Annotated in this window: 2 protein-coding genes; both read right to left on the bottom strand. The window is 55.6% G+C overall.

Translation table 11 applies throughout. The annotated features are described in order from the left end of the window. The coding region (locus CU100_RS26510; RefSeq protein WP_146141910.1) for an ATP-binding cassette domain-containing protein at positions 1 to 671 on the bottom strand (671 nt) is incomplete at its 3' end. Further along, positions 664 to 1,377, bottom strand: a 714-nt coding sequence (locus CU100_RS26505; RefSeq protein ID WP_106719638.1) for an ABC transporter permease, incomplete at its 5' end; no start/stop codon positions are given. The genes CU100_RS26510 and CU100_RS26505, both read right to left, overlap by 8 nt.

The raw sequence follows: 1,377 nt of genomic DNA, 5'->3' as shown, positions 1-1,377 counted from the left end.
ACCGTTTTCTTGATCTCTTTCTGCAGGTCGAGAAGGACAGATTGCATGTCCATCCGGATCAGCGGATCGAGTGCGGAAAAAGCTTCGTCCATCAGAAGTATGGGAGCATCATTGGTGAGCGCACGAGCAAGGCCGACCCGCTGTTGCATTCCGCCCGAGAGCTGGTTGGGATAATGATCCTCAAAGCCCTTCAGACCCACACGCCCGATCCAGCGGCGCGCCTGTTCTTCCTGCTTTTCGCGCGAAAGTCCCTGGATTTCAAGTCCATAGACGGTGTTGTCCAGAACCGTGCGATGCGGCAGTAGGGCAAACTTCTGGAATACCATTGCCGTCTTGTGGCGGCGAAACTGGCGCAGGTCGTTCTGGTTCATCTTGCAAACGTCGGCACCATCGATGATCACTTCACCTGCAGTCGGGTCGATCAACCGGTTGATGTGACGGATCAGCGTCGATTTACCCGAACCCGAAAGACCCATGACCACCTGGATGCAGCCCGCCGGCATATCGATGTTGATGTCACGCAATCCCAGAACGTGACCGTGCTGCTCATTCAGTTCAGTTTTGGTCATGCCTTTCTTGACAGCGTCGACATAGGCTGCCGGTCTCTGGCCGAATATCTTGTAGAGATTCCTGATTTTGATGCCCGCGCCTTGAACTGTGCGATCAGCCATGGACCACCTCCTGGTGCTTCTGAAGACGCTTGCCATAGGCCTGACTAACGCGGTCGAAGATGATGGCGATGCCGACGATGGCAAGGCCGTTGAAAAGTCCGAGAGAGAAGAATTGGCCGTTGACGGAACGCAAGACCGGCTGTCCGAGGCCTTGGACGCCGATCATCGAGGCAATGACAACCATCGCGAGCGCCATCATGATCGTCTGATTGATGCCAGCCATGATTGTGGGGAGGGCAAGAGGGATCTGCACGTTTCTGAGCCGCTGCCAGCTAGACGACCCGAATGCATCGGCTGCCTCCAGAACGTCCTTGTCCACAAGCCTGATGCCGAGATTGGTCAGGCGGATCATCGGGGGTATGGCGTAGATCACCACCGCGATAAGCCCCGGCACCTTGCCGATGCCCAGCAGCATGACAACTGGTATCAGGTAGACGAAGCTCGGCATTGTCTGCATTACGTCAAGAATGGGATTGACCATGCGCTGAAAGCCATCCGAGCGCGCCATCACGATGCCAATGGGGATGCCGACGACAATCGAAACGACCGTACCAACGAAAATCATCGCGATGGTTTTCATGGCATCGCTCCACATATCGAAATAACCGATCAGGAGGAGGGTCAGGATAGTCCCGCCCACGATCTTCCAATTGCGACTGGCAATCCATGCAATCCCGCCAATGAGTACGATCATCACTGGCCATGG

This window comes from Phyllobacterium endophyticum (assembly GCF_003010935.1).
GTDB classification, from domain to species: domain Bacteria; phylum Pseudomonadota; class Alphaproteobacteria; order Rhizobiales; family Rhizobiaceae; genus Phyllobacterium; species Phyllobacterium endophyticum.
The sequence above is the reverse complement of the archived record's forward strand: the minus strand, read 5'-3'. Positions and strand labels throughout refer to the sequence as shown.